The 3,952-nt window shown below is 72.2% G+C and carries 2 protein-coding genes; both read right to left on the reverse strand.

All coding sequences use genetic code 11. The features are described from left to right. Window positions 1–369 precede the first annotated feature (369 nt). Window positions 370–2,835 (reverse strand): SpoIIE family protein phosphatase, encoded by a 2,466-nt coding sequence (locus IH00_RS0107405; RefSeq protein WP_052411238.1) that lies wholly within the window; start codon window positions 2,833–2,835, stop codon window positions 370–372. Between the two features lie 69 nt (window positions 2,836–2,904). Next, the coding region (locus IH00_RS37100) for an ATP-binding response regulator (RefSeq protein WP_031070884.1) at window positions 2,905–3,952 on the reverse strand (1,048 nt) is incomplete at its 5' end.

Genomic DNA, 3,952 nt, shown 5'->3' on the forward strand with positions numbered 1-3,952 from the left:
ATCCCGGCCGGGGCTCGGAGCATCGTCGGAACGGCCGTCCTCGGCCGGGACGGTTCGCAACGGCCTTGTCAGTCGCTGGGACACGGACCCCTCCTTGTACCGCTGGGCGACAACCACGCAGGGGTGGCCGGCCGGGATGGCCGAAGATCACCTACAGGCATCCTGCCAGCCCGCTCGCAGCGTCGGTTCCGGACGCCGCCCGGCACACGACAACGACAGGCTGTCGACGCACCGGTGGCCCGACCGGGACACGGCGCTCGCCGGGCGGGCGGTGCGGGCGCCGGTTGCTGCCCTGCCGCCCGGCCGTGACGGCAGGGCGGAGCGGGCGGACCCGGCACGCATCGGTGTCCCGGCCTGCCGTCGGTGCGGTCACACGACCCGGACACCGATGAGGCAGGTGTCGTCGTCGGTGTCGGACGTACTGTGCGTGAGCAGACCGTCGAGCTGCTGCTCCAGCGTCGCGCTCGGTATCCGGGCGTGTGCCAACAGCTGGGCCAGGGAGTCCTGGACCGCCTCGTCGCGGCGCTCGACCAGTCCGTCGGTGTACATCAGGAGGGTGTCACCTGGGTCCATCTGCAGTTCGTCCTCCTCGTACGAGGCCTCCGCGAGCGCACCGAGAAGGATTCCGCTGACGGTGCGCAGAGGTGTCGCCTTCCGGCCGCGGATGAGGACCGGAGGCAGGTGACCGGCCCGTGCCCAGCGCAGGGTGTGCTTCTCGGGGTCGTACAGGCCGCATACCGCCGTGGCGGTGACGTGGTCGGTCAGGTGGTGGGCCACGACGTTGAGCCAGGACAGCAACTGCGCCGGGCCGGCCCCGGTCACGGCGAGACCGCGCATGGCGTTGCGCAGGACCACCATGCTCGTGGCCGCCTCGATACCGTGGCCGGCCACGTCTCCCACGCACAGCATGATCTGCTTCGACGGCAGGACCACCGCGTCGTACCAGTCCCCGCCCACCATGGACTCCGACTCGGCGGGCCGGTAGCGTACGGCGATCTGCAGGCCGGGGCTGTCCAGGGGAAGCGCGTGTGCGGGCGGCATGATGGCGTGCTGGAGCTGGAGGGTCAGCCGGTTGCGTTCGGCGGCCTGCTGTTCGGTGTGCGCCAGCTGGTCGCGGGTCGCCGCCAGTGCCACTTCCGTCCAGTGCTGTGCGGAGATGTCCTGGTACGCGCCCCGTACCGCGAGCAGCCGGTGGTGGGCGTCGAGGACGGGTTCGGCGATCACGCGCATGTGCCGGGTGATGCCGTCGGGACGCTGGAGCCGGAAGGCGGCCGACGCTGGCCGGCGGTGATGCAGCACGGCGCGGAGGAATCGGCCGATGGCCACGGCGTCGTCCGGGTGGGCGTGGGACGACAGGGCTTCCAGGGGCACGGGCGGCGAGGTGTGCGGCCGGCCGTACAGGTCGAAGAGCTGATCGTTCCACGTGATCTCGCCCGTGGCGATGTTCTCCTCGAAGCCACCGATCCTGCCCAGGCGCTGGGCGTGCTGGAGGAGATGGGCGAGGCGCGCGGCCTCGTCCTCGACCCGCCAGATGAGGAGCACGCTGCTGCCGTGGCGGCTGACGCTGATGTCGGCGACCGCCGCGAGGGGGACCTGGTCGACCAGAGCGGTCAGCGTCATCCGCTGGGCCCGGAACGGCCTGCCCGTGGCGAAGACCCGCTCGATCTCCTCGAAGAGCTCGCTGCCGCCGACGGCCATCGGGTAGGCCTCCAGCAGCAGCGCCCCGCTCACCGCGTTGCGCGGACGGCCCGCCGGGTCGACGAAATGGCTGTTGACGTGGTGGATGCGGAAGTCGACGAGGACACCGTCGGGCCCCAGGTGGGGAGTCAGCACCAGGGCCGGGTCGTACAGGCCCTCCGCCAGGTCCACCAGCTCCGACAGATCGGGCCTGGACAGCCAGTCCGTCGAGGGAGAGGAGACGCTCACACCTGTGAGGCCCTCGAGGGTGTGGGCGCACAGCTCGGCCAGTGCCTCGACCTGACGGACGATCTGGGGCGGCTGCGGCTCCAGCCGTCCCGGCCAGCAGATCTCCAGGATCCCGTGCACGCGGCCACCGGTGCCGGCCGGAACCGCCATCCGGCCGCCGCCGGGGTGCTGCGCCGCCCCTATGGACGGCAGTCCTTCCGCGGACAGGGAGGCCACGTGGACGGCTTTTCGTTCCATCAGGGCCTGGCGGGCCAGCGTGGAGACGCCCGGCGGTACGTAGTGCCAGCGGTCGGCTTCTTCCGGGGTGAAGCCCGCGTGCCCGGCGAGGGTCAGCGACGCGTCGGATCCGGCGATCCACACCGCGACGGCGTTGGCGCCCAGCGGCGTCAGGGCGTGCTCCAGCAGGGACTGGGCCACGGCCTGCGTGTCGCCCGCGGCCAGCGCACCGCTCTCCGCCGTGCGCAGGCGCACGCCGACGGAGGCGCCGTCGTCGGCCGTGCCCGTGTCGCCGCTGGTCCTGCTCACGAAATCGGTGGCGACCTCGGTGACGTGATCGCGGGCCGCCTGGTTGATGATGTCGGCGGCCAGCTCCAACTGGGAGACGCCTGCCTCGTCCGCCAGCGCGGCCAGCTGGTGTGCGGCCATGGTGGGGCCGCACTGCAACCGCTCGATCAGCACGCCCTTGGCGAGTTCGAGCAACGCCCGGCCGTCGGCTGCGGCTTGAGCGGCGCGGATCTCGCGGCGCAGGCGCTCCACCGTGGCGGCCAGCCTCCCCACCCCCGTCGCTTCCGCCTCGGCAGCGGGGTGCCGCGTGAAGGAGGCGGGAGTGCGGGAGGCGGGGACCGAGCGAGAAGGCCGGAGCGGCCCGTCGCCAGGGACGGGTTCTTCGACGTGCTCCGGAGTGCTCACGGTGCTGCTGACTCCTCGTTCGGCGGTGAGGGTGGTGCGTGGGGAAGCGTACGGCGGTGCTCCGGCGTCCTAGGAATCGAGCCACCGTCCGATGCAGGCGATGAGGTCGTTGGCGTCGACGGGCTTGGTGACGTAGTCGCTGGCACCGGAGGCCAGGCTCTTCTCCCGGTCGCCCGGCATGGCCTTGGCCGTCACCGCGATGATGGGCAGGGCGGAGTATCCCGGATCCTGCCTGATCTCGGACGTCGCGGCGTAGCCGTCCATCTCGGGCATCATCACGTCCATCAGGACCAGGTCGATCTCCGGGTGCTCGCGCAGGGCCTCGATGCCCTTCCGCCCGTCCTCCGCGTGCAGCACATGGATGCCGTGCAGCTCCAGGATGCCGCTGATGGCGTACAAGTTGCGGGCGTCGTCGTCGACGACCAGCACCGTGCGTCCGGCGAGGCTGCCGTCGACGGTCTGGGCGGGCTTCTCGCGGGCCTCCTCGGCCCGTACGAGCGGTACCACGTCCCCCGGCTGCTCCGCGGACAGGTGGAGGGCGATGCGCTCGCGCAGCTCGTCGAGGCTGGAGATCAATTCCAGCGGCCGGGTGCCCGAACGGGACTGCAGCTTCTGTTCGTGCGCGGGATCCAGGCGGCGGCTGTTGTGGGCGAGGACGGGGACGGTCGTCACGGCGGCGTCACCCTCCATGGCGTCCAGGAACCGCAGGGCCTCGTCCCTGGGCATGTCCAGTTCCAGGACGACGCAGTGGAAGGGCCCCGCCGCCAGGCTCTCCGCCGCTTCCCGGGCACCGACCGCGGTGATGACCTCGATCTCGGCCGAGCCCTTGGGAAGGTCCCGGCTGCCGGCGAGATCGGCGACGGCGCTCTCGGCGACCAGCGACAGCAGGCCACGCGCGCGTTCCTCGACCACGAGCAGCCGGCGCTTCTGCGGCGTCTCCTGAGTGGGGCGGGCGGCCTGAGTGCCCGCCGCCGGGTGGGCGGCGGTGGCCGGCGTGGCCTCCGCGGGCGCGGCGGTGAGGGCCTTCGTCTCCCAGTCGCCGCGGGTCACGGGCAGGTAGAGGGTGAAGGTGCTGCCCTGACCCTGGGTGCTCTCCGCGGTGACCGCGCCGCCGAGG

The organism is Streptomyces sp. NRRL S-118, from assembly GCF_000716335.1.
Classification (GTDB): Bacteria; Actinomycetota; Actinomycetes; order Streptomycetales; family Streptomycetaceae; genus Streptomyces.